The sequence below is a fragment of the Ochrobactrum sp. PL_is501 genome, from assembly GCF_055816895.1.
In genome coordinates this window covers 321,261-343,356 of sequence record NZ_JBVPGR010000036.1, presented here as the reverse complement: position 1 = coordinate 343,356, position 22,096 = coordinate 321,261, and the positions used below count along the sequence as shown (strand labels likewise).

The following is a 22,096-nucleotide window of genomic DNA, read 5'->3' as shown; positions in this document are numbered from 1 at the left end:
TCACCTCATAGGTTCAGCCGGATGGCGACAGACTGCGCATGGGCATCAAGGCCTTCGGCGCGGGCAATTTCGATTGCCGCGGGCCCAAGCACGCGCAGTTGATCGGGGCCGAGTTTGAGAAGCGACGTGCGCTTCATGTAATCGAGGACGGACAGGCCCGATGAGAAACGCGCCGAGCGCGCCGTCGGCAGAACGTGGTTGCAGCCGCCGACATAATCGCCGATCACTTCCGGCGTATAGCCGCCGATGAAGATCGATCCTGCATTGCGGATTTTCGGCAGCAAGGCTTCCGGATCGGCGGTGGCGATTTCCAGATGCTCGGCGGCAATGCGATTGGCAAGCGGAATGGCTGCCTCGAAATCCTCGACCAGAATGACGGCCCCGAAATCGCGCCAGCTTGCGGCTGCGGTTTGCGCGCGCGGCAGCGTGCGGAGCTGGCGTTCGACGGCCTCCTCCACCGCTATCGCCAGCGCTTCATCATTGGTCATGAGGATCGACTGCGCGGCGGTATCGTGTTCTGCCTGGGCGAGCAGGTCAGCGGCGATCCAGTCGGGATTGTTGTCCTTGTCGGCAATGACCAGAACCTCGGACGGGCCTGCGATCATGTCGATGCCGACCGTGCCGAAGACGATGCGCTTGGCGGCAGCAACATAGGCATTGCCGGGGCCGACGATCTTGGCGACAGGCTTGATTGTTTCGGTGCCATAGGCAAGCGCCGCGACAGCCTGCGCGCCGCCGACACGGTAAATCTCGGAAACACCGGCCAGCCGCGCTGCCACCAGAACCAGCGGATTGAGAATGCCATCGGGTGCCGGAACCACCATGACGATGCGTTCCACGCCCGCCACCTTGGCGGGAACGGCATTCATCAGCACGGAACTTGGATAGCTTGCCGTGCCGCCCGGAACGTAAAGCCCCACGGCCTCGATAGCCGTCCAGCGCGAGCCGAGCTCGACACCCAGCGCATCGGTATAACGGTCATCCTTCGGCAATTGCCGCGCATGGTGCTTTTCGATGCGCTCATGCGCGAGCTTCAGCGCTTCAATTGTGGATGCGGGCGCGGTTTTGAAGGCTGCGTCGATTTCAGCCTCGGTGACCGCGATGCCGGTTTTTTCGAGATCGATCCGGTCGAAGCGGCGGGAATAATCGATCAGCGCGCTGTCACCTTCCCGGCGCACACGGTCGACAATTTCCCGCGCCGCGCGATCGACATCTTCCGATGCCTCGCGCTTGCCTGCCAGAAACGTCGCGAAATTATTCTCGAAATCGGGATCGGTTTGTCTGAGCGTCTTGACCACGCTTCTGTTCCTTCAAATATGCTTGCCGGACCTCGTGCCCGGCTGACGAATGACGGTTGTGCAGAACCTGCTCTCAGACGTTATGGCGGGGAAGCGATTCCGTTTCCCATGCCGCGCCAAGGTCCGTCATTTGCGCCTCAATACATTCCACTTCAAGACGGATAGCCGCATTTGCCGAAAAAGTCAGTTCTATTGTACCTGCGGGCGTTTCACCGGCGGTGAACTGAATGGCCATCAGGGAAAGCACGTCTTCGGGCTTCTGGCGGTCGATGCCGGTCGCCTTCGCCGCAATCACACGGTTGAAATGCAGGGCGGTGCGTCGGCGCTGATATTGCGGCTTGCGCAGGAATCTCGGCTTGCTTTCTTCCCAGACAAAACGGTTTGCCGTCAGGATGAAACGCTTTTCGTTGGCGAGATATTGAAGGTCGGATACTTTCAAAACCGCGTCCTGAAGATGAGCGGAAAGGACCTGCAAGTCCTCCTCATCCAGCGCCACAAGCTTCAACATATCCATACTCCAGCACCGCTTTCCGTTGTCGGTCAATAACTGCTCCGGCGGGAAGAAAATCAATCACTCGCCCGGCGGTTACCAACTTGGCATGTCAAAACAAAAAAATCGACAGGCTTTTCAAACCCGTCGCTGTTCAAATAACGTCAGCCAGGAAAAAGCCGGAGCAACGAATGTCACTCCGGCTGATCACATCAACCGCTGATGCGTTCCACCATCGCGCCGCAGCGCGACAGCTTCTCTTCCAGTCGCTCGAAGCCGCGATCCAGATGATAAACGCGATTGACCATGGTTTCGCCCTCGGCGGCGAGGCCCGCGATCACCAGGGAAACCGATGCGCGCAGATCCGTCGCCATCACCTGTGCACCCTTCAGGCGCTCAACGCCTTCAACGGTTGCGGTCTGGCCGGACAGGGAAATTTTTGCGCCAAGACGCGCCAGCTCCTGCACATGCATGAAGCGGTTTTCAAAAATGGTTTCCGTGATGCGCGACGTTCCCTTCGCCTTGGTCATCAGGCCCATGAACTGCGCCTGCAAGTCGGTCGGGAAGCCGGGGAAGGGGTCGGTGGTGACATCGACAGGCTGGATGCCATGGCCGTTGCGCACCACGCGAAGACCGCTATTGGTTTCGGTGATCTCGGCACCGGCCAGACGCAGCGTGTCCAGCGCCGATGACAGCAGGCTTTCCTGCGCGCCTTCCAGAAGCACGTCGCCGCCGGTCATCGCGACCGCCATCGCATAGGTGCCGGTTTCGATACGGTCGGGAATGACGCGAACGCGTGCGCCCGAAAGGCTGGTCACGCCTTCCACATGGATGGTGCTGGTGCCCGCGCCGGTGATCTTTGCGCCCATCGCATTGAGGCAGTCGGCGAGATTGACGACTTCCGGCTCGCGGGCCGCATTTTCGATGATGGTCTCACCCTTGGCGAGAGCCGCCGCCATCAGCATGACATGGGTTGCGCCGACCGAGACTTTCGGAAAGCTGTAGCGTGCGCCGACAAGGCCGCCCTTCGGCGCGCGCGCCTTGGCATAGCCGTTTTCAATGTCGATTTCCGCGCCCAGCGCCTGGAGGGATTCCAGCAGCAGGTCGACGGGACGGGTGCCGATGGCGCAGCCGCCCGGCAGCGACACGGTTGCCTCGCCGGTGCGCGCCAGAAGCGGGCCGATCACCCAGAAGCTCGCGCGCATCTTCGAAACGAGTTCATAAGGAGCCGTCGTGTCGACGATGTTGCGGGCGGTGAAATGAATGGTGCGCGAATAGGCGCCGTTCTGGTGCTCGCGACGCCCGTTCACAGAATAATCGACGCCGTGATTGCTGAGGATGCGGATCAACTGCTCGACATCGGCCAGATGCGGCACGTTTTCGAGCGTCAGCGTATCGTCGGTCAGAAGCGAGGCGATCATCAACGGCAGGGCGGCGTTTTTGGCGCCGGAGATCGGAATGATGCCGTTGAGCTTGTTGCCGCCGACGATTTTGATGCGATCCATGCTGTGTCACCTTCTGGGCCGATGCCTTGCCCGATAAATTTCACCAAACCCGGCAGCCCTTGCGGCGCGGTGGCGTTGCGTCATGAAATTACGAGTCTTGCGGCCAAATTACGTCAAATACGAATCACAATAGGACGATATCGCTGCGAAGAACGGAAGTAAGCTTTTACCGCAGAGCCTCCCTATCTTCAAGGAAGGCTTTGTTGCCGTGATTCTCAATCGGTCTTGTCGCTGGCGGCGGTAATGCCGTCGTTTCGCTCGTCGGCTTCGCCTGCGCGGCGCGAGCGCGATTGCGCCTTGCGGCGCATCAGATTCGCGCGCAACTCCTCAGCGCGGCGCTTTTTGCGCTGGTCTGATTGGATTTGTTTCTCTTTGTTGGTCGTATTTTCGCTCATGACGGTCTTCTATTACGGGAAAAAGGGCCGGAAAAGCGGCTTTCAAATGCGTCTCCGACAGATTTCCACATTATGTGCAAAGAAATGCAATTGCTTGCTTGCGATTTGCGTAATGATGTGGCAGAAGTCCGCCGCACTCAAGAGATTGCTGCGGTAGCTCAGTGGTAGAGCACTCCCTTGGTAAGGGAGAGGTCGAGAGTTCAATCCTCTCTCGCAGCACCATTATTCCCCGGACATTCAAGGCAAATTTGGTTTCACTCTGTCGAGGGATGAAGAACAGATGCGCGCTGGCCTGCGTTGGCGGCACAAATCTGGCGCTGCCTGTCCTTTATTCCGTTCTCAAGGGCTGATCTGCTCCAGCCGTTCGATCAAATCGAACGGTGATCTTCTGGCTTTTGCAGGCTCTTACGTCCCGCCTTCCTTGTTTTTCTTCTTCTTGCCCTCATCATAATGAAACTTGATGGCAAAGAACATGGCCACGCCCAACACGATAACCTTGAATGCCATCAAGCCAATAGGGATCCATTCCATTTAACTACATTCCTGAGCTGCTATTTTCCGTGAGTGGCAGTAGCACATCGCGGTTCGATGAACAGATCATATTTGGTTGATCTCGTTGACGTTTGGAAAGCGCCGGGTCGTGCGCATTTGGTATTCGTTCAAGCGGGCTCGATCCTGCCGGGCCGTTTTCCTTTCGCAGCCGGTCTTTTCGATGTATACTGCCGGTCTCATCGTCAGGCTTCTCAAAGCCGGAAATTGCGTGCAGGCCTGTCCTAACCGCCGCCCTGCCGTCAGGACTGCCTAACCCGCAGGAGGAACGTCATGGCACAGTTTCATGTGATTGCAGGTCGGGACCAAACAACCTTTTACCCGGAAGTCAAACGCATCCAGATGGCGGATGTATTCGACGCCCTGCGTTTGGGATTCGACGATTTTTGGGCGAAGCCATCGCATTATGTTTTTCTTTGTCTGATATATCCGCTGGCCGGATTGTTCATCACCTATTGGAGCACGAACGCAAACGCTCTGCCGCTTCTGTTTCCCCTGATGTCCGGATTTGCCCTGATCGGGCCAGTTGCCGCCTTGCCGCTTTATGAAATGAGCAGGCGCCGCGAGGAGAAACTGGACGCCAGTTGGAGGCGCGCTTTCGACGTCAGCCACTCCCCGGCATTGCCGTCCATCGTGGCCGTCGGCTCTTTCCTTTTCGCAATCTTCATTGCGTGGCTGCTGGTGGCTCAAAATCTCTATGTTCACTATTTCGGCCCCATGCCGCCCGACAGCTTCTCGATGCTGATGAATCAGGTGTCATCGACGGAAGAGGGGCGTAGCCTGATTTTCGCCGGCTGCGGCATTGGCTTGCTTTTTGCAATCGTTGTCCTGTGCCTGACGATCGTCACCTTCCCGATGCTGCTTGATCGGGATTGCGGTGCGGCGGCGGCAATCGCCACGTCATTGCGCGTGGTATCTCGCAATCCGCTGGAGGCGCTGCTTTGGGCGGCAATCGTGACCGCGATGCTGGTGGTGGGATTTGCCACGATGTTTGCCGGATTGGCGTTGGTCCTGCCCATCCTTGGACACGCGACATGGCATCTCTATCGAAAGACGGTCGCAATTCCATTGGGGTGACATGGAGGACGACAAATTTCCTTGTCGGAAATAGCCAAGCAATTTCAAATTCTTATGGAGAAGAAATGGCGCACCCGAAAGGATTCGAACCTCTGACCCCCAGATTCGTAGTCTGGTGCTCTATCCAGCTGAGCTACGGGTGCTTGCCTGTGTGCCGCTCGCTGCGGCGATGGGCGGTTGATAATCGGACAAATCGCTAAATGCAAGCGTCTTCTTAGAAAAAAATGTGGTTCTGTGAAGATTTCTTGTCAGGCACCACGTTTCCGGGCTTTTCCACCAGAGCCGGTGCAACGGCAGATTGTCTACGCGCGCTCTTCGGTGCGCAGGTTGTTGCGGTCTTCGCGTTGCATCGGCAAATCAGGGATGCGAATCTCGAAATGCGCGCCAACGGGACGGTCTTCCCGAAGCTCGATTGTGCCGCCATGCGCGCGGATCAGTTCCTGTGCGATGGCAAGCCCTAGGCCGGTGCCGTCGCTGCGTGTCGAGCCACGGAACGCCGTGAAAAGATTGTCGCGCGCCTTTTGCGGCAGGCCGGGACCGGTATCCTCGACGCCGATGATCGTCGTAGTCCCGATTTTCCCCGCAGATATCGTGAGCCGCTTGACCGTCGCGACATCGGTCGTCTGGTCGCGCTCCATTGCCTGAACGGAATTTCGGCACAGATTGCTCAGGACACGGAATAGCTGCTCCGAATCGACATTCAGTTCAAAATCTTCCGGAACGAGATTCTCGAACTCGATGCTGCTTTCGGAACTGGGGCTGAGGGTTTCCTGCACATCCGCGATAATTGTGTGCAGCAGGACGCGGCGCGGGCGCGGCGGCGCTTCCTGCGAGCGGCCATAGGCCATCACGCTTTCGGAATAGCTGATCGCGCGGCTGAGCGTGCGAATGAGTTTGGGTGCGAACCGCTGCACCATCGGGTCTTCGGTGTCGGCGAGCCTGTCCGACATCAGCTGTGCCGAAGCCAGAATATTGCGCATGTCGTGGTTGATCTTGGAGACGGCAAGGCCGAGATCGGCCAGATGCTTCTGCTCCTTCAGCGTGCGCTGGAGATCGCTTTGAATGTGGGATATCTGGCGCTGGGCGATGCCGAATTCATCCTTGCGGTTTTCCGGAACGAGGATGAGTGCCGGATTGTCGGGGGACGACGCGAAGTCGATCATGTTGCGATGCATGATGCGCACGGGCCGCAGCAGCATTTCGTGGATGATCAGGTAGATCAGGCTTGCCGCTATCACCGAAATGATGAGCGATATGAAGGTGACGTTGCGCGCATAGACCAGCATGGCGTGGCGCAGCGGCGCGTCCGAGGTCACGATTTCAATGATGCGCTGCGAAGAGCCGGCCGGTGAAACCGAGCCGAAGATGCGCAGCGTTCTGTCCCCGCCATTGAACAATGTGCCGAATGCGTCCCATATGGCCGCCGCTTCGCTGATATTGTTCAGATCGATGACCTGATCGATCTTGTCGGGAACCTCCGACATGGCGAGCAGGCGCGACGCACCGGCTTCACGCATGGCGATGGCCTTGGTGCCGGTGGCCAGAAGCACCTTGTCCTGAATGTCGCGCGGCACGTCCATGTCGCCCCCGGCGACCAGGACCTCGCTGACGGCGCTCACGGTATCGAGCCTGGAACTCATCCAGCGCACGCGCATATTGGCCACGGAGGGGACGAAGATCAGAACTTCCGTGATCAGCACTGCAAGCGCGGTCAGGAGCAGCAGCTTGCTCGAAAGGCGGTTGCGCCAGGGAAGCCGTGTGAATTGCGTTGGAGAGACCCGTTCAGCGGTCGCGGTCTGGGAGGCCGCTTCAGGGGAAAGCGCGCCCGTGTCTGTGGTCTTTTCAACAACCGCCATAGCCTGCTTCCAATTCAAGGCGAACCGGCCCAACTGCCGCGGTGCCCAGGGTCAGGACCTATTAATTTGATGGAAATGGCACCTGAAATGACAAGAACTGCCAGGAGAGCCGCGAAGGACGGGGTGGTTCCCCCGGCCGAGCGGTTCAACGCAGCAGATCGCCAGTCATTTCGGTGTCCAGAGGATGTGGTCCATCCGCCCGGCTATCTCGTCGAAAAGTCTCGAAAATGAACCACATTTCCTTCGCCTTTTCTCCTCGTATCCAAACGGATGGCCGCACACCATTTTCATCAAATTAATAGGTCCTGACCCTAAACCGGTTTGCCGTCGAAACGCAATTCGTAAAGGTAGCCTCCTATATATGGAGCCTGTCGATAAATCCAACAGCCTTTGTTCAATCGGTTAAAAGCGTGCGGCTTTCCCGGGGCTTTCATACGTTGCATTACCGAAATTTAACTCGACGGGTCGGGGCCTCTGTGCGAAATCTTAACCGGAAAAATCTATGTATCCTTATGGGATGCGTGATTTGCGCAATGTGAAGGCAATCATCATTCTGATACTATTTGCTGGCATTTTCCGCGCCCGACATAATGGTTTCGAATACGAGGTCCCGCCAGGGCGACGGTACACCTCGCCGGAGAGCTGAATGAAATCCTGGAAGCAGATTGCCTTGTGCCTGCTCATCGCCGCAGCCGCCGTTGGTGGCTGGTATGCTTATAAGAACAAATCTGAGGTGGTGAAGGCTGCCGCTACAGGCGAAGCGCCCAGAAACGGGGGCGGGCGGTCCGCGCCGCTGGTCGTCGTTGAGGCAGCGGGCGAAGAGACCATCAACAACCGGCTGACGGCGATCGGTTCGGCACGGGCGCTCACCACCGTATCGATAACCCCGTATTCCAGCGGTTACATGACGAAGCTCTACGTCAAGGCCGGCGACATGGTGAAGGAAGGCGATCCGATCGCCGAACTGGATGCCGAGACCGAGAAGATCGCCGTTGCCAAGGCGCAGACCGCACTGAAAGATGCGCAGACCACCCGCCAGCGCATCGCAAAATTGCGCGCGACCAACACCGCAACGGAAGTTCAGGTGGTCGAAACGGAACTGGCGGTTGCCAATGCGCAGCTTGCCTTGCAGGACGCGCAACTCGCCTTGAGCCGCCGCACGGTTCGTTCGCCGATTTCCGGCATCGTCGGCATTCTTCCTGTCAATGTGGGCAATTACATTACCGCACAGACCTCCATCGGTCGCATCGATGACCGGTCGAAAGTGCTGATCGATATCTGGGTGCCGGAACGGTTCGCACCGCAGATCAAGGTTGGCCAGCCTTTGACAGCGGAATCGACCGCTTTCCCCGGCGAGACCTATAGCGGCGAAATCAACGCCGTTGACAACATGCTGGATGAAGCCAGCCGGACACTGCACGTCCGCGCCGAAGTCCCCAACACGCAGGATCGCCTGCGCGCTGGCATGTCTTTTTCCGTCACCGTTCTTTTCCCGGGCGACCGCTATCCTTCGGTCGACCCGCTGGCCATCCAGTGGGGCGCCGACGGTTCCTATATCTGGCGGGTTGAAGACGGCGTGGCCCGCAAAGTCGAGGCCCGTATCGTTCAGCGCAACGCGACCAACATCCTCGTTGACGGCCCGGTAAAGCAGGGCGACCTGATCGTCACGCAAGGCGTTCAAACCGTGCGGGACGACGCGCCCGTTCGTGTGAAGGACGAGCAGGGGACGGCGCTGGCTGACCCGGCCTCGGCAAAGCGGACCGCAGGATGAGGATGGCAACGTGACCGGTCACAATTCTCCATCCGACAAGGGCGGATCGACGGCGCTGTTCATCCGCCGCCCGGTCTTTGCGTTCGTTATCAACGTTCTGATCGTTGTCGCGGGTCTGGCGGCGTTCACAGGCGTCGATATCCGCGAACTGCCGGACGTCGACCGGCCCGTCGTGACGATCAGCACGGACTTCAAGGGCGCGTCCGCCGAAACCATCGATCGCCAGTTGACGCAGGTTCTCGAAAACGCCGTGGCGCGTGTTTCTGGCGTGAAATCCATTTCCTCGACATCGTCCTTTGAGCGCAGCCGCGTCACGGTGGAGTTCAATGACGGTGTGGACCTCAATGTTGCGGCCGCCGATATGCGGGATGCGATCTCTCGCGTGGCAAACACAGTGCCGGAAGAGGCCGACCCGTCGCGCATCATCAAGGCCGACTCCAATGCCGATGCGGTGATGCGTCTGGCGGTGACGTCTGACACCATGTCCGTCGACGACATGACGGTGCTGGTTGAGGACCAGATACAGGATATTCTGTCGGCGGTGCCAGGTGTGGCCGACGTGCAGATCTACGGTAATCGGGACAAGATTTTCCGCATCGATATCCTTCAGTCGCGCCTTGCCAGTTACGGCCTGACCATTGCCGATATTTCCACGGCGCTTTCTTCCATGGGGCTTGATGCTCCTGCCGGTTCCCTGCGCAGTTCGGATCAGTCCATCGTGGTGCGCGCTACGGCCAATCTGGAGAAGCCGGAGGATTTTGAGAACGTCTATATCAAGGGACGCACGCAGATCCGCGATGTGGCGACGGTCACGCTTGGGCCGGATATCGAAAGTTCCGCTGTTCGCTCCAACGGCAAGACGGCAATCGGTCTCGGCATCGTCCGTCAGGCGCAGTCCAATACGCTCGACATTTCGCAAGGCATTCGCGCCGCAGTTGCCAATCTGCAAAAGACCTTGCCTGCGGGCGTCAATATTACCGTCACCAGTGACGATGCGAACTTCATCAATGGCGCTATCCACGAGGTGGAAATCGCGCTGATCGCGTCGGTGATCATCGTCGTGGCAATTATCTTCATGTTCCTGTGGGATATACGCGCCACGCTTATCCCGGCCTTGTCGATGCCTGTTGCTCTCATCGGTACGGTTGCAGCTATTTATCTGGCGGGTTTTTCGGTCAATATCCTCACGCTTCTGGCGTTGGTGCTCGCCACGGGGCTGGTGGTCGACGACGCCATTGTGGTGCTGGAAAACGTCGTCCGGCGACGCAATCAGGGCATGGGGCCGCGAGCAGCCGCCGTGCTCGGCACGCAGGAAGTCTTCTTCGCCGTTATCGCCACCACGCTCACGCTGGCGGCGGTCTTCGTGCCGATCTCGTTCTTGCCGGGTCAGGCGGGTGGCCTGTTCCGCGAATTCGGCTTCGTTCTGGCGATTGCCGTTCTTCTGTCGTCCGTGGTTGCGCTGACACTGTGCCCGATGCTCGCTTCCCGCTTTCTGAAAGAAAGCAATGGCGAGGATAGCGGCCATGGTCCGCTTTTCCTGCGCCGGATCGGCGGCGGACTTGCTGCTTTTTATAAAAAGACGCTGCATCTTTGTCTTTCGGGGCCTTTCGTGGTCGTGCTCGTCGCGATGCTTTTCGCCGGTGCCTCTTTTGTTGCCTATGGTCTGATCCGTCAGGAATTGACGCCATCGGAAGATCGGGCGGTTGCGCTGCTGCGGATCAACGGGCCGCAGGGCATCAGCGTGGAGTTCCTTCAGTCGCAGCTCGACAAGATCGAGGAGGCGATTCAGCCCCTGCGCGATAGTGGTGAAATCACCACCACCTATGCCATCGCCGGTTCGAACGGAGCGTCGAACAATGGCTTCGTCGTTCTGACGCTGGCCCCCTGGCAGGAACGCGCGCGCAGCCAGCAGGAAATCATGGCTGACATCACCCAGCGCATCAAAGGCATAACGGCGGTGCGCATATTCACCACCCAGCCGAACAGCCTTGGCATTCGCGGCGCGGGCAACGGCTTGCAGTTTGCCATAGTCGGCAGCGACTATGCCAAGCTACAGCCTGCGGCGCAGGCCGTTGTCGCCGCGCTGGAAAAGGACCCGCGCTTCGTACAGCCGCGCCTTTCCGTGGAACCGACCCAGCCGCAATTGTCCGTCGAGATCAATCGCGAGCGGGCCTCTGATCTTGGTATCGACATCACCGGGCTCGCCAATGCCGTGCAATCGGTGCTGGATGGCCGCAAGATCGGATCGGTCTATGTCGGGGATCGCAGCTTCGATGTGAAACTCGTTGCCACCACCAATCCGATCAACGATCCGACCGATCTTGAAAACATCTTCATGAAGACGACGGATGGCCGGTATGTGCCGATGTCGTCCATCGCATCGGTCGTCGAAAAAGCGGTTCCGCCGCAGCTTGATCGCGAGACGCGCCAGCGTTCCGTCTCCATCACGACAAACCTGCGTGACGATTTCGCTCTGGGCGACGCCTATAAGGCCGCGCAGGAAATCGCAGCGCCCCTGTTGCCGCCGGGAAGCCACATCATTCCGCTGGCCGAAGCTTCCACGCTCAGCGAAACGTCAAGCGGGCTGGCCATGGTGTTCGGCTTTGCCATCATCATCATCCTGCTGGTGCTGGCGGCGCAGTTCGAAAGCTTTGTCAGCGCCCTGATCGTGATGGCGACCGTTCCCTTGGGGCTGGGTTGCGCCGTTTTCGCCATGCTGCTGACCGGCACCAGCCTGAACGTCTATAGCCAGATCGGCCTTGTGCTTCTGGTCGGCATCATGGCCAAGAACGGCATCCTGATCGTCGAGTTTGCGGATCAATTGCGTGACAAGGGCTTAAGCGTCCGCGAAGCTATCGAGGAAGCATCCAATATCCGTCTTCGCCCTGTCTGTATGACGATGATCTGCGCTGTTCTTGGCGGCGTGCCCCTGATTCTGGCGAGCGGCGCCGGTGCGGAAGCCCGCGTGGCTCTGGGCTGGGTCATTGTTGGCGGCCTTGGTCTGGCAACCATCGCCACGCTCTATGTGACGCCGGTTGCCTATCTGCTGCTCGGACGCTTTACGCAGCCCAAGGCAGAGGAAGAAGCGCGACTTGAGCGGGAACTCGACCAGGCGCTCAAGGGAAAGCCGCAAAGCGGCGCCGCGGCTGAACCCGCAGAGTAGAACAAGAAACCGACCTTTTGGGCCGGTTTCTTCTTTTCATTTTAAACTTGTCATTTCTTCATCGCGTCGGTGATCTTCGCGGTCCACGCGCCTTCCGGTTTCTTGGTGATGACAGGATCGGAACCGCCGCCGAGAAGGGTTTCCACCGTGCGGTCGGCGGCTGCTACGTCAAGGGTGCCATCGGAACCGTCGACCAGCTTGCCGATTTCCTTGACCATACGCTCCTGAACCACCTTGGTCTGCGCGCCGGAAGCATCATTGTCGAGCACGATATCCGCTGCCTCGCCCGGATTTTCGGAAGCGTATTTCCAGCCCTTCATCGAGGCGCGGACAAAACGGGCCAGCTTGTCGACCATTGCCGGATCGTCAAGGCTCTTTTCCAGCACGTAAAGCCCGTCTTCCAGCGTGGCTACGCCCTGTTCCTCATAAGGGAAAACGACGAGCTGGTCGGCTGGAATGCCTGCATCGATCACCTGCCAATATTCATTATAGGTCATGGTGGATATGCAGTCGGCCTGCTTCTGGATCAGCGGGTCGACATTGAAGCCCTGCTTCAGCACGGTCACGCCGTCCTTGCCGCCCTCGGTCGGGATTTTCAGGTGGTTCATCCAGGACAGGAAAGGATATTCATTACCGCCAAACCAGACGCCAAGCGTGCGCCCCCTGAAGTCTTCGGGCTTGGTGATGTTGGTGTCCTTGCGGCAGGTCAGCATCATGCCGGACTTCTTGAAGGGCTGGGCGATGTTGACGAGCGGGACGCCTTTTTCGCGGGTGGCGAGCGCCGACGGCATCCAGTCCACCACCACATCCGCCCCGCCGCCGGCGATAACCTGCGGCGGCGCCACGTCAGGCCCGCCGGGCTTGATATCGACGTCGAGATTTTCTTCTTCGTAGAAGCCCTTGTCCTTGGCGACATAATAACCGGCGAATTGGCCCTGCGTCACCCATTTGAGCTGCAAGGTCAGCTTGTCGGCAGCCATTGCCGAACTGCTCATAAGCGCGAGCGCCAGCCCCGCAGTGCCAAGGCATAAGGAAATTGCCTTTTTCATTTTCAGTTCTCCTCTGGTTCTTTTTTATTGCGTGCATTTGCCCGAAAACCGGTTGCCACTTTTCGGAATGCACTTTGGTCCACCTTATTTTTGCGGATGCCAAATATTCAGGCTCAGGCCCTCCTGTATGAAGGGTGCCAGAATGTCACTTTGCGCTCGATCAGCGCGATCAGCCCGTAAGAAAGCGATCCGGCAAGCGCAGCCACAAAGATTTCAGCCCAGACCATATCCACATTCATCCGTCCGATCTCGGCGGAGATGCGGAAGCCCATGCCGACAATCGGCGTGCCGAAAAATTCCGCCACGATCGCGCCGATCAGCGCCAGGGTGGAATTGATCTTGAGCGCGTTGAAGATGAAGGGCATGGCGGCTGGCAGGCGCAGCTTGAACAATGTCTGCCAGTAGTTCGAGCCGTAGGTTTCCATCATGTCCCGTTCCATCGCCCCGGTGCTGGCAAGGCCCGCAACCGTGTTCACCAGCATCGGGAAGAAAGTCATGATGATGACGACCGCCGCCTTTGACTGCCAGTCGAAGCCGAACCACATCACCATGATCGGCGCGACGCCGACAATGGGAAGCGCTGCGGCCAGATTGCCGAGCGGCAGCAGCCCTTTGCGCAGGAAAGGAATACGGTCTGCGATAATGGCGGTGATGAAGCCAAGGCCGCACCCGGCGACATAGCCGATGATGACGGCCTTCAGAAATGTCTGCCTGAAATCCGCCCAGAGGATCGGCACGGACGCCGCGATGCGCGCCCAGATCGCCGAAGGCGCTGGCAGGAGAACCTGCGGAATGGCGAAGAGCCGGACCGTCACCTCCCACAGCAACAGCATTGCAATGCCGAACAGCGCGGGCACCGCGATATCCAGCATCTTCTGGCCGAATGGATTACGGGTTTTCAGGCTTGCCACCCAACCCACGAGCAGCCAGGAACCGGCAATGAGTGCCATGACGGAAAGAATGCCTGTCATCATGCGGCTGCCCTTTCCGGCTTTGCGCCCATGCGCCGGTTGACGATCCCTGCGGCAATGCCGATGAGGGCTACGAGAACCGCAGCCATCAATGCGGCTGCAACAAGTGCCGCCCATATCTGCACGGTCTGCCCGTAATATGAACCTGCAAGCAGGCGCGCGCCGAGACCGGCGACCGCGCCGGTTGGCAACTCACCCACAATCGCGCCGACGAGGCTGATGGCGACCGCGATCTGCATGGAAGTGAAGAGAAACGGCATGGCCGCAGGCCAGCGCAATTTCCAGAATACCTGCGATCTCGATGCATTATAGGTGCGCATAAGGTCGAGATGCATGACGTCAGGCGACCTCAGCCCCTTCACCATGCCGACAGCCACCGGGAAGAAGGAGAGATAGGTCGAAATGATCGCCTTGGGCAGCAGGCCGGATATGCCGATGGCGTTCAGCACCACGATAATCATCGGCGCGATGGCGAGGATCGGGATCGTCTGCGATGTGATGATCCACGGCATCAGGCTTTTGTCGAGCGTGCGGGAATGCACGATGCCGACAGCAAGGAGAACGCCGAGCGCCGATCCAAGCACGAAGCCGAGCATGGTGGACGATAACGTCACCCAGCCGTGATAGACGAGGCTGCGCTTGGAGCTGGGCTTGACCCCGAAGACGGTCTTCCAGATTTCTTCGGCCACCTGATGCGGCGCAGGCAGCACCGGCCGCTCCTGATGCATCGTGTTGGCGACGAGCGTCGAGAAGGTGATTTCCGTCCCCGCGCGCGCAGCCTGATCACGCTCGAATGGCGCATTGAGCACAATCGCCAGCCCATACCAAAGCGCAATGATGACGGCGAGTATGGTCGTCACCGGAATGAATCTGTCGCGCAGAAAACCTTTCATGGGCAATCTCCAGCACGATGCGGTCGATGCGCGTTACTCATGGATATGCCCCAGCCGCAGGCCCTCACGGACCCTGTGGGCAATTTTCAGGAATGCTTCCGATTCCCTGATTTCCAGCGGCCTGTCAGGACCAAGGTCGCAATCGATGATTTCATGGATACGGCCCGGACGCGGGCTCATGACGACGATTTTCGTGGACAGAAAGACCGCTTCCGGAATCGAATGCGTGACGAAAATCACCGTCTTGCGGGTCGCTGCCCAGAGTTTCAGAAGCTGTTCGTTGAGGTGATCGCGCACGATTTCGTCGAGCGCGCCGAAGGGCTCGTCCATCAGCAGCATGTCCGGGTCGAAGGAGAGGGCGCGGGCAATAGATGCGCGCTGCTGCATGCCGCCTGAAAGCTGCCATGGATATTTCTTGCCGAAGCCTGAGAGATTGACGAGCGCGAGGTTCTTTTCGATCCGCTCGCGCCGGTCTGCCTTGGAGAACCCCATGATCTCCAGCGGCAGGCTGATATTGTCTTCGATGGTGCGCCACGGAAACAGCGCCGCCGCCTGAAAGACATAACCGTAGGATCGGTCGAGGCGGGCTTGCTCCGGCGTTTTTCCGTTCACGGTTACGGAGCCGGAAGTGGGCTGTTCGAGATCGGCGACCACGCGCATCAGCGTGGTCTTGCCGCATCCCGAAGGCCCGATGAAGGAGACGAACTCGCCGCGCTTGACGGCGAGGTCTATATTCGAAAGCGCATGAACCGGCCCGTCATTGGTCTCGAAGACGAGCGACAGGTTTTTGATGTCGATCACGGTCCGCGCATCGTCCAAGCCCCTCTCCGGGGCAACGCTGTTTTCCAAATTCATGCGCATTTCCCGAAGCTGAGCTAGAGCCATGTATCAGACCCCTATCGGCATATGTTCGGCGCTGCGCTCCACCTTGCGCGGCGCAACGATTTCCTTCCATTGCGACAGCGCCCGATTGGCGGCGCCATTCGGCTCGCGCTCGATGAAGCGCCCGTCGCCCGGCTGTGCCGTGACATGGCCCTTGTCGAAAGCAATGCGCCCGCGGGAAAGCGTCATCTTCGGCAGGCCCTTGAGTTCAAAGCCTTCGAACACGTTGTAGTCGATGGAGGAATGCTGGGTCTTTGCAGAGACCTTCCGGGTTGCCTCCGGGTCCCAGATGACAAGATCGGCATCCGCACCCGGCAGCACCGCGCCTTTTTGCGGATAGATGTTCAAGATCTTGGCGATGTTGGTCGAAGTGACAGCCACGAATTCATTTGGCGTGAGGCGCCCGGTGCGCACGCCGCGTGTCCACAGCACCGGCATGCGTTCTTCCAGCCCGCCCGTTCCGTTGGGTATCTTGGTGAAATTGCCGATGCCGTAACGCTTCTGATCGGTGGTGAAGGCGCAATGGTCGGTGGCCACCACTTGCAGGCTTCCAGCCGCAAGCCCGGCCCAAAGACTGTCCTGATTGACCTTGTCGCGGAATGGCGGCGACATCACCCGGCGCGCCGCATAGTCCCAATCGCGATTGTGATATTCGCTTTCATCGAGCGTCAGATGCTGGATCAAAGGTTCGCCGAAAACACGCATCCCCTTCTGGCGGGCACGGCGGATCGCCTCATGGCTCTGCTCGCAGGAAACATGCACCACATAAAGCGGCACGCCTGCCTGATCGGCGATCATGATGGCGCGGTTGGTGGCTTCGCCTTCCACTTCCGGCGGACGGGAATAGGCATGCGCCTCCGGCCCGTCATTGCCTTCCGCCAGCAGTTTCGCCTGCAACTGCGCGACGATGTCGCCGTTTTCGGCATGGACGAGCGGCATGGCGCCCAGTTCCGCGCAGCGCTGGAACGAGGCGAACATCTCGTCGTCATTCACCATCAGCGCGCCCTTGTAGGCCATGAAATGCTTGAAGGTGTTGATGCCGCGCTTCACCACTTCGGCCATTTCAGTAAAAGTACGCTCGTTCCAGCCGGTGATGGCCATGTGGAACGAATAGTCGGTGCGCGCCTTGCCCGCTTTCTGAAACCATTCCTGCAAGGCTTCCAGAAGATTGCCTTCCGAGCCGGGGAGGACGAAATCGACCACCATCGTCGTGCCGCCCGCAAGCGCGGCAGAAGTTCCCGTATCGAAATCGTCGGAGGAATAGGTGCCCATGAAGGGCATCTGCAAATGGGTGTGCGGGTCAATACCGCCGGGCATGATATAGCAGCCGGATGCATCGATCACTTCATCGCCGGAGAGATTGTCGCCGACGGCAACGATCTTCTCGCCTTCGATGAGAACATCGGCTTTAAAGGTGCGGTCAGCCGTGATGACGGTTCCGCCTTTGATGACCTTTGCCATTGTTCGTCGTTCCCCTTTTGGTTTTGTTGCGAACAGTAGCAGTCTTGGAGAGGTCCGAAATCAACTCACAATTTCTGCGGTCTCCAATACTGCATGCAGAAGCACGTCGGTTCCCGCCGACGCCCATTCCTTCGAAATGTCCTCGTCTTCGTTATGGCTGAGCCCATCCACGCAGGGGCACATGACCATGGCGGTCGGTGCGACGCGGTTGACCCAGCAGGCATCATGACCTGCGCCCGAAACGATATTGCGATGGCTGTAGCCGAGCCGTTCCGCCGCATTGCGGATCGCCTCCACGCAGCCATTATCGAAAGTCACCGGGTCGAAATGACCCGCCACTTCGATCTCGATGCCGATGCCAAGTTCTTCGGCGATCTTCGGCGCTTCCTTTTCAAAACGCGCTTTCATGTCGTCCAGCACGGCCTGGTTGGGCGAGCGGAAATCGACGGTGAAAACAATCTGGCCGGGAAGCACATTGCGCGAATTGGGCGATACGTCGATATGGCCGACGCCGCCCACCGCGTCCGGCTGGTGCGACATGGCGATCTCGTTGACGAGCTGCAGCATCTTGCCAAGGCCAAGACTTGCATTCTTGCGCATCTTCATCGGCGTGGAGCCGGTATGCGCTTCCTTGCCGGTCAGGGTCACTTGCAGCCACCACAGCCCCTGGCCGTGGGTGACGACGCCAATATCCTTGTGCTCCGCCTCAAGGATCGGCCCCTGTTCGATGTGAAGCTCGAACATCGCATGGATCTTGCGTTTGCCGACCGGCTCATCGCCTTTCCAGCCGATGCGCTCCAGCTCATCGCCGAATTTCTTGCCCTTGGCGTCGGTGCGCTGATAGGCCCAGTCCTGCTCGTGGACACCGGCAAATACGCCGGAGGAGAGCATGGCGGGCGCAAAGCGCGTGCCTTCCTCATTCGTCCAGTTGACGACGACGATCGGCCGTTTCGTCTTGATATTCATGTCGTTGAGCGTACGCATGACTTCGAGGCCGCCCAGCACGCCCAGCACGCCGTCGAACTTGCCGCCAGTCGGCTGTGTGTCCAGATGGCTGCCCATATAGACCGGATCGGCATCCGCATCTTCGCCGGGGCGGGTGAAGAACATGTTCCCCATCGTGTCCACGCCCATCGAAAGCCCGGCTTTTTCGCACCAGCTCTGAAACAGCTTGCGGCCTTCGCCATCTTCATCGGTCAGGGTCTGGCGATTGTTGCCACCGCGCAAACCGGGTCCGATCCGGGCCATGTCCATCAGACTGTCCCACAGACGATCGCCGTTGACTCTAAGATTGCTGGTGAGCACCATGCGCTCTGCCTCCGCATTATGTATGGGCGTTCAAATCCGGGCCATTATATTTCTGGCCCACATTCACCCGCCAATATATGTTCCCGTGACCCGGCTCTTTGGCCACAATATTCTTGCCTTGCGCAAAAACTTGACTAGTTGGTCAAATTGCAGGCTAGAAGAGCCTTTGAACATGGTCAAGCGCTTTTGAAAAATTCTATGCTGCTGAAAGGTGTCAAATGGCCACAGCTCCTTCAGACTCACGGACCGAGGCGGTCGAAAGCGACAGGACGTCGAACGACAGGTCGGAAGGTGCGACGCGCATTCAGGGCATCAATCGCAGGCTTATCCTTGATGCGGCGCTGGAGGTTTTTTCCGCTTACGGCTTTCGCGGCTCGACGGTCGACCAGATCGCCGAAAAGGCGGGCATGTCGAAGCCAAACCTGCTTTATTATTTCCCGCGCAAGCAGAATATCTATGTGACCGTGCTGGAAGATACGCTCGCCAGCTGGCTGGAGCCTTTCGAGCACATCGACCCGGACGGCGATCCGCTGGAAGAATTGCGCCGCTATATCCGGTTGAAGCTCGAAATGTCGGCGAAGAAACCCGAGGCTTCGCGCCTTTTTGCCAATGAGATATTGCATGGCGCTCCGGCGATTTCCGATTTCCTGAAGGGACATTTGAAGCAATTGGTCGATGAAAAGGCGGCGGTCATTCATCGGTGGATTGCTGAAAAGCGCCTGGCTCCGGTCGATCCATACCATCTGATTTTCACCATCTGGGCGGTAACGCAGCACTATTCGGATTTTTCCGTTCAGGTCGCAGCCGTTCTCGGACGCCGTTCGGAAGAAGCCGGATTTTATGACGAAACAGCCCGGGCGGTGAGCGCCATCATTCTTGACGGCATTCGCCCGCGAGACGAAAGTCCGTCATCATGAAGACGATTCGAATTTCAGCAGCCATTGTCCGCGATGAAGCGGGCCGTTTCCTTCTCGTGCGCAAGCGCGGCAGCGAGATTTTCTTTCAGCCCGGCGGCAAGATCGATGCGGGGGAGCAGCCTGAAATCGCGCTCATCCGCGAGATCGAGGAAGAGCTTGGCATTCTCATTGACGAGAGCCAGCTGCGCTATGCCGCGAAAATGGCAGCGCCTGCCGCGAACGAAGCCGATGCGACGGTCGAGGCGGAATTGTTTCACCTCACTTTGAAAGACGGTCAGGTTCCGATTGCCTCCAGCGAGATCGAGGAACTTCTATGGAACCCGCCGGGTGATACGACACGCCCGGTCGCCCTGTTGTCGCAGAGCATCCAGGCGCGTTTTGCAGAAAAATAGCCGTTGTTGCGGTAATTTTATTCGTGCATGAATAATCTGTTCGCAGGTGCACATATTTTCAATTGCGCTTCGACAATCCGGCTTCTATCAATCGCCAAAAGAGGAGTGCGGTGTTGGACGCCGCTACGGAGGAGATATCCATGCAATTGAAGGCATCCGAAAAGCGAACGCTTGGCCGTACCGGTTTGACCGTAACCGCGCTTGGTCTGGGAACCGCGCCGTTGGGTGGGCTATATGCGCCTGTTTCCCGCGCTGACGCCGACGCTTTGCTGGAAGCTGGCTGGGATAGCGGCATCCGTTATTACGACAGCGCGCCGATGTATGGCTACGGTCGCAGCGAGCATCTTCTCGGCGATATGCTGCGTGAGAAGAGCGAGCGCGCCGTTGTTTCAACCAAGGTTGGGCGCCTGATGGCCAATGAGCGTGCTGGCCGTACCTTGCCGCCGCCGCTGCCGAAAAATCCGTTCGATTCCGGCTGGCACAATGGCCTCAATTTTCGTGAGGTTTTCGATTACAGCTATGACGGCATCATGCGCAGTTTCGATGACAGCCAGCAGCGTCTCGGCTTTCCCGAAATCGACCTGCTTTATGTCCACGATATTGGCCGCGTGACCCATGCCGAAAGGCATGAGCATCACTGGAACGCGCTGACCAGGGGCGGCGGATTTCGGGCGCTGGCCGAATTGCGCGATGCGGGAAACATCAAGGGCTTTGGTCTCGGCGTGAACGAATGGCAGGTCATTCGCGATGCGCTGGAAGAAGCTGATCTCGATTGTTCGCTTCTGGCTGGCCGCTATTCGCTGCTTGATCAGGTGTCGGAAAAGGAATTCCTGCCATTGGCGCAAAAGCGCGGCATGGCGCTGGTCATTGCCGGTGTTTTCAATTCGGGGATTCTGGCCGCGCCGCGCGGCGGCGAGCAGAAGTTCGACTATGCCGACGCGCCTGCCGAAATCGTTGCGCGCACCAATCGCCTGCATGATATTTGCGATGAGTATCATGTTCCGCTTGCCGCTGCCGCCATGCAGTTCCCGATGAGACATGAGGCCGTCAGCTCCATTCTGATCGGTGTCCGCTCGCCGGAACAGATCAGGCAGAATGTGGTCTGGTTCGAGCAGTCGATCCCGGATGAATTCTGGACGAAATTGCGTTCTGAAGGTCTTATTTCGTAACCATGACCTCCAGAGTTCTCTGCGTCGGTGCCCTCACCATGGACACCATCTTGCGCCTTGATGCGCTCCCTCAAGCGGCGGGCAAATATCTGCCGCGCGAGGCCGTGGAAATCGCAGCAGGCATGGCTTCGAGCGCAGCCGCGGCTATTGCCCGGCTTGGCGGCGATGTGGCGCTTTGGGCTTCTGCGGGGATTGACCCGGTGGGTGATCGCGCCGTCGCGGAGCTGGAAGCCGAAGGCATCGATTGTGCCTATATCCGGCGGCTGGAAGGCGCACGCACCGCATTTTCGTCGATCCTCGTCGATGCGGGCGGCGAACGCATCATCGTGCCTTTTTATGATCGCAGGCTCGCAAGCCCGTCTGATGTGGCGCCGCCGATTGCAGCGGGAGCCTATGCTGCCGTGATGGTCGATGTTCGCTGGCCGTGGGCGGCTGAAACCGCACTGCGTGCCGCACGCGAAGCGGGTATTCCGGCCATATTGGATGCCGATACCGCGCCCGTCGAACTGCTGGAAACGCTGCTGCCGCTTGCAACCCATATTGTTGCATCGGAACCCGCTGCAATCAGCGTCGCGGGCGCGACGGATTTGCGCGAGTGCGTCCGGATCCTGAGCCGTCGCTATGATGTATTCACCGCGGTCACCGCTGGGGCGGAAGGCTGCTACTGGGCGGAAGGCGCTGGCGAGCCGGTTTCGCATATGCCCGGTTTCAGGGTGGATGCAGTGGATACGCTGGCGGCAGGCGATGTCTTCCATGGGGCTTTCGCGCATGGTCTGGTGGAAGGCAGGGATATCGCCGAGATCATCCGCTTTGCCAGCGCCGCAGCCGCCATCAAATGCGCACGTTTCGGCGGGCGGGCCGGTTCGCCGAGCCGAAAGGAAGTCCTTTCCTTTATCGAAACGGGTGTCGTCCCAGCCCGATAAGCTGATTGCTGCAGAGCGTTCCCTCAT

Annotated in this window: 19 protein-coding genes and 2 tRNA genes; 8 read left to right on the top strand and 13 right to left on the bottom strand. The window is 58.8% G+C overall.

From position 1 onward, the window contains the following. Window positions 1–5: 5 nt before the first annotated feature. From hisD to AC0TOF_RS14995, 4 genes are all read right to left on the bottom strand, one after another. Window positions 6–1,298 (bottom strand): histidinol dehydrogenase, encoded by a 1,293-nt coding sequence (gene hisD / locus AC0TOF_RS15010; protein ID WP_473768851.1) that lies wholly within the window; start codon window positions 1,296–1,298, stop codon window positions 6–8. A 73-nt stretch (window positions 1,299–1,371) separates the two neighbouring features. Then, window positions 1,372–1,812 (bottom strand): DUF2948 family protein, encoded by a 441-nt coding sequence (locus AC0TOF_RS15005; RefSeq protein ID WP_122000701.1) that lies wholly within the window; start codon window positions 1,810–1,812, stop codon window positions 1,372–1,374. A 188-nt stretch (window positions 1,813–2,000) separates the two neighbouring features. Next, the gene (murA, locus tag AC0TOF_RS15000) at window positions 2,001–3,293 is read right to left on the bottom strand and encodes a UDP-N-acetylglucosamine 1-carboxyvinyltransferase (RefSeq protein WP_122000700.1); all 1,293 of its coding nucleotides are present in this window, start codon (window positions 3,291–3,293) and stop codon (window positions 2,001–2,003) included. Window positions 3,294–3,508: 215 nt separating this feature from the next. Next, the gene (locus AC0TOF_RS14995) at window positions 3,509–3,688 is read right to left on the bottom strand and encodes a hypothetical protein (protein WP_122000699.1); all 180 of its coding nucleotides are present in this window, start codon (window positions 3,686–3,688) and stop codon (window positions 3,509–3,511) included. A 147-nt stretch (window positions 3,689–3,835) separates the two neighbouring features. Between AC0TOF_RS14995 and AC0TOF_RS14990 the strand changes: the two genes are divergently transcribed. Then, window positions 3,836–3,910, top strand: a tRNA-Thr gene (locus tag AC0TOF_RS14990). A gap of 183 nt (window positions 3,911–4,093) precedes the next feature. Here the strand turns inward: AC0TOF_RS14990 and AC0TOF_RS14985 are convergent. Then, window positions 4,094–4,219: a hypothetical protein gene (locus AC0TOF_RS14985; RefSeq protein WP_006465979.1), complete on the bottom strand. Its 126-nt coding sequence runs from the start codon at window positions 4,217–4,219 to the stop codon at window positions 4,094–4,096. A 291-nt stretch (window positions 4,220–4,510) separates the two neighbouring features. On the opposite strand from AC0TOF_RS14985, the gene AC0TOF_RS14980 reads away from it, so the two are divergent. Next, window positions 4,511–5,314 (top strand): DUF2189 domain-containing protein, encoded by an 804-nt coding sequence (locus AC0TOF_RS14980; protein WP_473768850.1) that lies wholly within the window; start codon window positions 4,511–4,513, stop codon window positions 5,312–5,314. 66 nt (window positions 5,315–5,380) lie between these two features. Here the strand turns inward: AC0TOF_RS14980 and AC0TOF_RS14975 are convergent. Then, window positions 5,381–5,457 (bottom strand) — tRNA-Arg (locus AC0TOF_RS14975). 159 nt (window positions 5,458–5,616) lie between these two features. Further along, window positions 5,617–7,170, bottom strand: coding sequence for a sensor histidine kinase (locus tag AC0TOF_RS14970; protein WP_473768849.1), 1,554 nt, complete (start codon window positions 7,168–7,170; stop codon window positions 5,617–5,619). Window positions 7,171–7,816: 646 nt separating this feature from the next. Between AC0TOF_RS14970 and AC0TOF_RS14965 the strand changes: the two genes are divergently transcribed. Continuing rightward, on the top strand, window positions 7,817–8,941 hold the full coding sequence (locus AC0TOF_RS14965) for an efflux RND transporter periplasmic adaptor subunit (protein ID WP_473768848.1): 1,125 nt from the start codon (window positions 7,817–7,819) through the stop codon (window positions 8,939–8,941). 10 nt (window positions 8,942–8,951) lie between these two features. Continuing rightward, window positions 8,952–12,104, top strand: a complete 3,153-nt coding sequence (locus AC0TOF_RS14960; protein ID WP_473768847.1) for an efflux RND transporter permease subunit — start codon at window positions 8,952–8,954, stop codon at window positions 12,102–12,104. 50 nt (window positions 12,105–12,154) lie between these two features. Here the strand turns inward: AC0TOF_RS14960 and AC0TOF_RS14955 are convergent, their stop codons facing one another. The 6 genes from AC0TOF_RS14955 to AC0TOF_RS14930 form a co-directional block, all read right to left on the bottom strand. Further along, the gene (locus tag AC0TOF_RS14955) at window positions 12,155–13,153 is read right to left on the bottom strand and encodes an ABC transporter substrate-binding protein (RefSeq protein ID WP_122000694.1); all 999 of its coding nucleotides are present in this window, start codon (window positions 13,151–13,153) and stop codon (window positions 12,155–12,157) included. A gap of 113 nt (window positions 13,154–13,266) precedes the next feature. Then, window positions 13,267–14,127, bottom strand: coding sequence for an ABC transporter permease (locus tag AC0TOF_RS14950; RefSeq protein ID WP_473768846.1), 861 nt, complete (start codon window positions 14,125–14,127; stop codon window positions 13,267–13,269). Continuing rightward, window positions 14,124–15,017: an ABC transporter permease gene (locus AC0TOF_RS14945; protein ID WP_122000692.1), complete on the bottom strand. Its 894-nt coding sequence runs from the start codon at window positions 15,015–15,017 to the stop codon at window positions 14,124–14,126. Before AC0TOF_RS14945 ends, AC0TOF_RS14950 begins: the two co-directional genes overlap by 4 nt. A 33-nt stretch (window positions 15,018–15,050) precedes the next feature. Further along, a complete protein-coding gene (locus tag AC0TOF_RS14940) occupies window positions 15,051–15,872 on the bottom strand; it encodes an ABC transporter ATP-binding protein (protein WP_122000691.1) in 822 nt (273 codons plus the stop codon). Between the two features lie 33 nt (window positions 15,873–15,905). Then, window positions 15,906–17,360, bottom strand: a complete 1,455-nt coding sequence (gene hydA, locus AC0TOF_RS14935) for a dihydropyrimidinase (RefSeq protein WP_122000690.1) — start codon at window positions 17,358–17,360, stop codon at window positions 15,906–15,908. A gap of 60 nt (window positions 17,361–17,420) precedes the next feature. Beyond that, on the bottom strand, window positions 17,421–18,668 hold the full coding sequence (locus AC0TOF_RS14930; RefSeq protein ID WP_122000689.1) for a Zn-dependent hydrolase: 1,248 nt from the start codon (window positions 18,666–18,668) through the stop codon (window positions 17,421–17,423). A 218-nt stretch (window positions 18,669–18,886) separates the two neighbouring features. Here AC0TOF_RS14930 and rutR point away from each other — a divergent pair, with 218 nt between their 5' ends. The 4 genes from rutR to AC0TOF_RS14910 all read left to right on the top strand — a co-directional run bounded on the left by rutR (window position 18,887) and on the right by AC0TOF_RS14910 (window position 22,069). Beyond that, a complete protein-coding gene (rutR, locus tag AC0TOF_RS14925) occupies window positions 18,887–19,585 on the top strand; it encodes an HTH-type transcriptional regulator RutR (RefSeq protein ID WP_122000688.1) in 699 nt (232 codons plus the stop codon). Then, window positions 19,582–19,977, top strand: coding sequence for an NUDIX hydrolase (locus AC0TOF_RS14920; protein WP_473768845.1), 396 nt, complete (start codon window positions 19,582–19,584; stop codon window positions 19,975–19,977). Before rutR ends, AC0TOF_RS14920 begins: the two co-directional genes overlap by 4 nt. 140 nt (window positions 19,978–20,117) lie before the next feature. Further along, the gene (locus tag AC0TOF_RS14915) at window positions 20,118–21,146 is read left to right on the top strand and encodes an aldo/keto reductase (RefSeq protein WP_473768844.1); all 1,029 of its coding nucleotides are present in this window, start codon (window positions 20,118–20,120) and stop codon (window positions 21,144–21,146) included. Between the two features lie 2 nt (window positions 21,147–21,148). Further along, the gene (locus tag AC0TOF_RS14910) at window positions 21,149–22,069 is read left to right on the top strand and encodes a PfkB family carbohydrate kinase (RefSeq protein WP_122000685.1); all 921 of its coding nucleotides are present in this window, start codon (window positions 21,149–21,151) and stop codon (window positions 22,067–22,069) included. Window positions 22,070–22,096: the final 27 nt, after the last annotated feature.

Bases quoted from the DNA above. Each gene is read 5' to 3' on its own strand.
- AC0TOF_RS15005 (WP_122000701.1), bottom strand. From the start codon at position 1,812: ATGGATATGTTGAAGCTTGTGGCGCTGGATGAGGAGGACTTGCAGGTC.
- murA (WP_122000700.1), bottom strand. From the start codon at position 3,293: ATGGATCGCATCAAAATCGTCGGCGGCAACAAGCTCAACGGCATCATT.
- AC0TOF_RS14995 (WP_122000699.1), bottom strand. From the start codon at position 3,688: ATGAGCGAAAATACGACCAACAAAGAGAAACAAATCCAATCAGACCAG.
- AC0TOF_RS14985 (WP_006465979.1), bottom strand. From the start codon at position 4,219: ATGGAATGGATCCCTATTGGCTTGATGGCATTCAAGGTTATCGTGTTG.
- AC0TOF_RS14980 (WP_473768850.1), top strand. From the start codon at position 4,511: ATGGCACAGTTTCATGTGATTGCAGGTCGGGACCAAACAACCTTTTAC.
- AC0TOF_RS14970 (WP_473768849.1), bottom strand. From the start codon at position 7,170: ATGGCGGTTGTTGAAAAGACCACAGACACGGGCGCGCTTTCCCCTGAA.
- AC0TOF_RS14965 (WP_473768848.1), top strand. From the start codon at position 7,817: ATGAAATCCTGGAAGCAGATTGCCTTGTGCCTGCTCATCGCCGCAGCC.
- AC0TOF_RS14955 (WP_122000694.1), bottom strand. From the start codon at position 13,153: ATGAAAAAGGCAATTTCCTTATGCCTTGGCACTGCGGGGCTGGCGCTC.
- AC0TOF_RS14950 (WP_473768846.1), bottom strand. From the start codon at position 14,127: ATGATGACAGGCATTCTTTCCGTCATGGCACTCATTGCCGGTTCCTGG.
- AC0TOF_RS14945 (WP_122000692.1), bottom strand. From the start codon at position 15,017: ATGAAAGGTTTTCTGCGCGACAGATTCATTCCGGTGACGACCATACTC.
- AC0TOF_RS14940 (WP_122000691.1), bottom strand. From the start codon at position 15,872: ATGAATTTGGAAAACAGCGTTGCCCCGGAGAGGGGCTTGGACGATGCG.
- hydA (WP_122000690.1), bottom strand. From the start codon at position 17,360: ATGGCAAAGGTCATCAAAGGCGGAACCGTCATCACGGCTGACCGCACC.
- AC0TOF_RS14930 (WP_122000689.1), bottom strand. From the start codon at position 18,668: ATGGTGCTCACCAGCAATCTTAGAGTCAACGGCGATCGTCTGTGGGAC.
- rutR (WP_122000688.1), top strand. From the start codon at position 18,887: ATGGCCACAGCTCCTTCAGACTCACGGACCGAGGCGGTCGAAAGCGAC.
- AC0TOF_RS14920 (WP_473768845.1), top strand. From the start codon at position 19,582: ATGAAGACGATTCGAATTTCAGCAGCCATTGTCCGCGATGAAGCGGGC.
- AC0TOF_RS14915 (WP_473768844.1), top strand. From the start codon at position 20,118: ATGCAATTGAAGGCATCCGAAAAGCGAACGCTTGGCCGTACCGGTTTG.
- AC0TOF_RS14910 (WP_122000685.1), top strand. From the start codon at position 21,149: ATGACCTCCAGAGTTCTCTGCGTCGGTGCCCTCACCATGGACACCATC.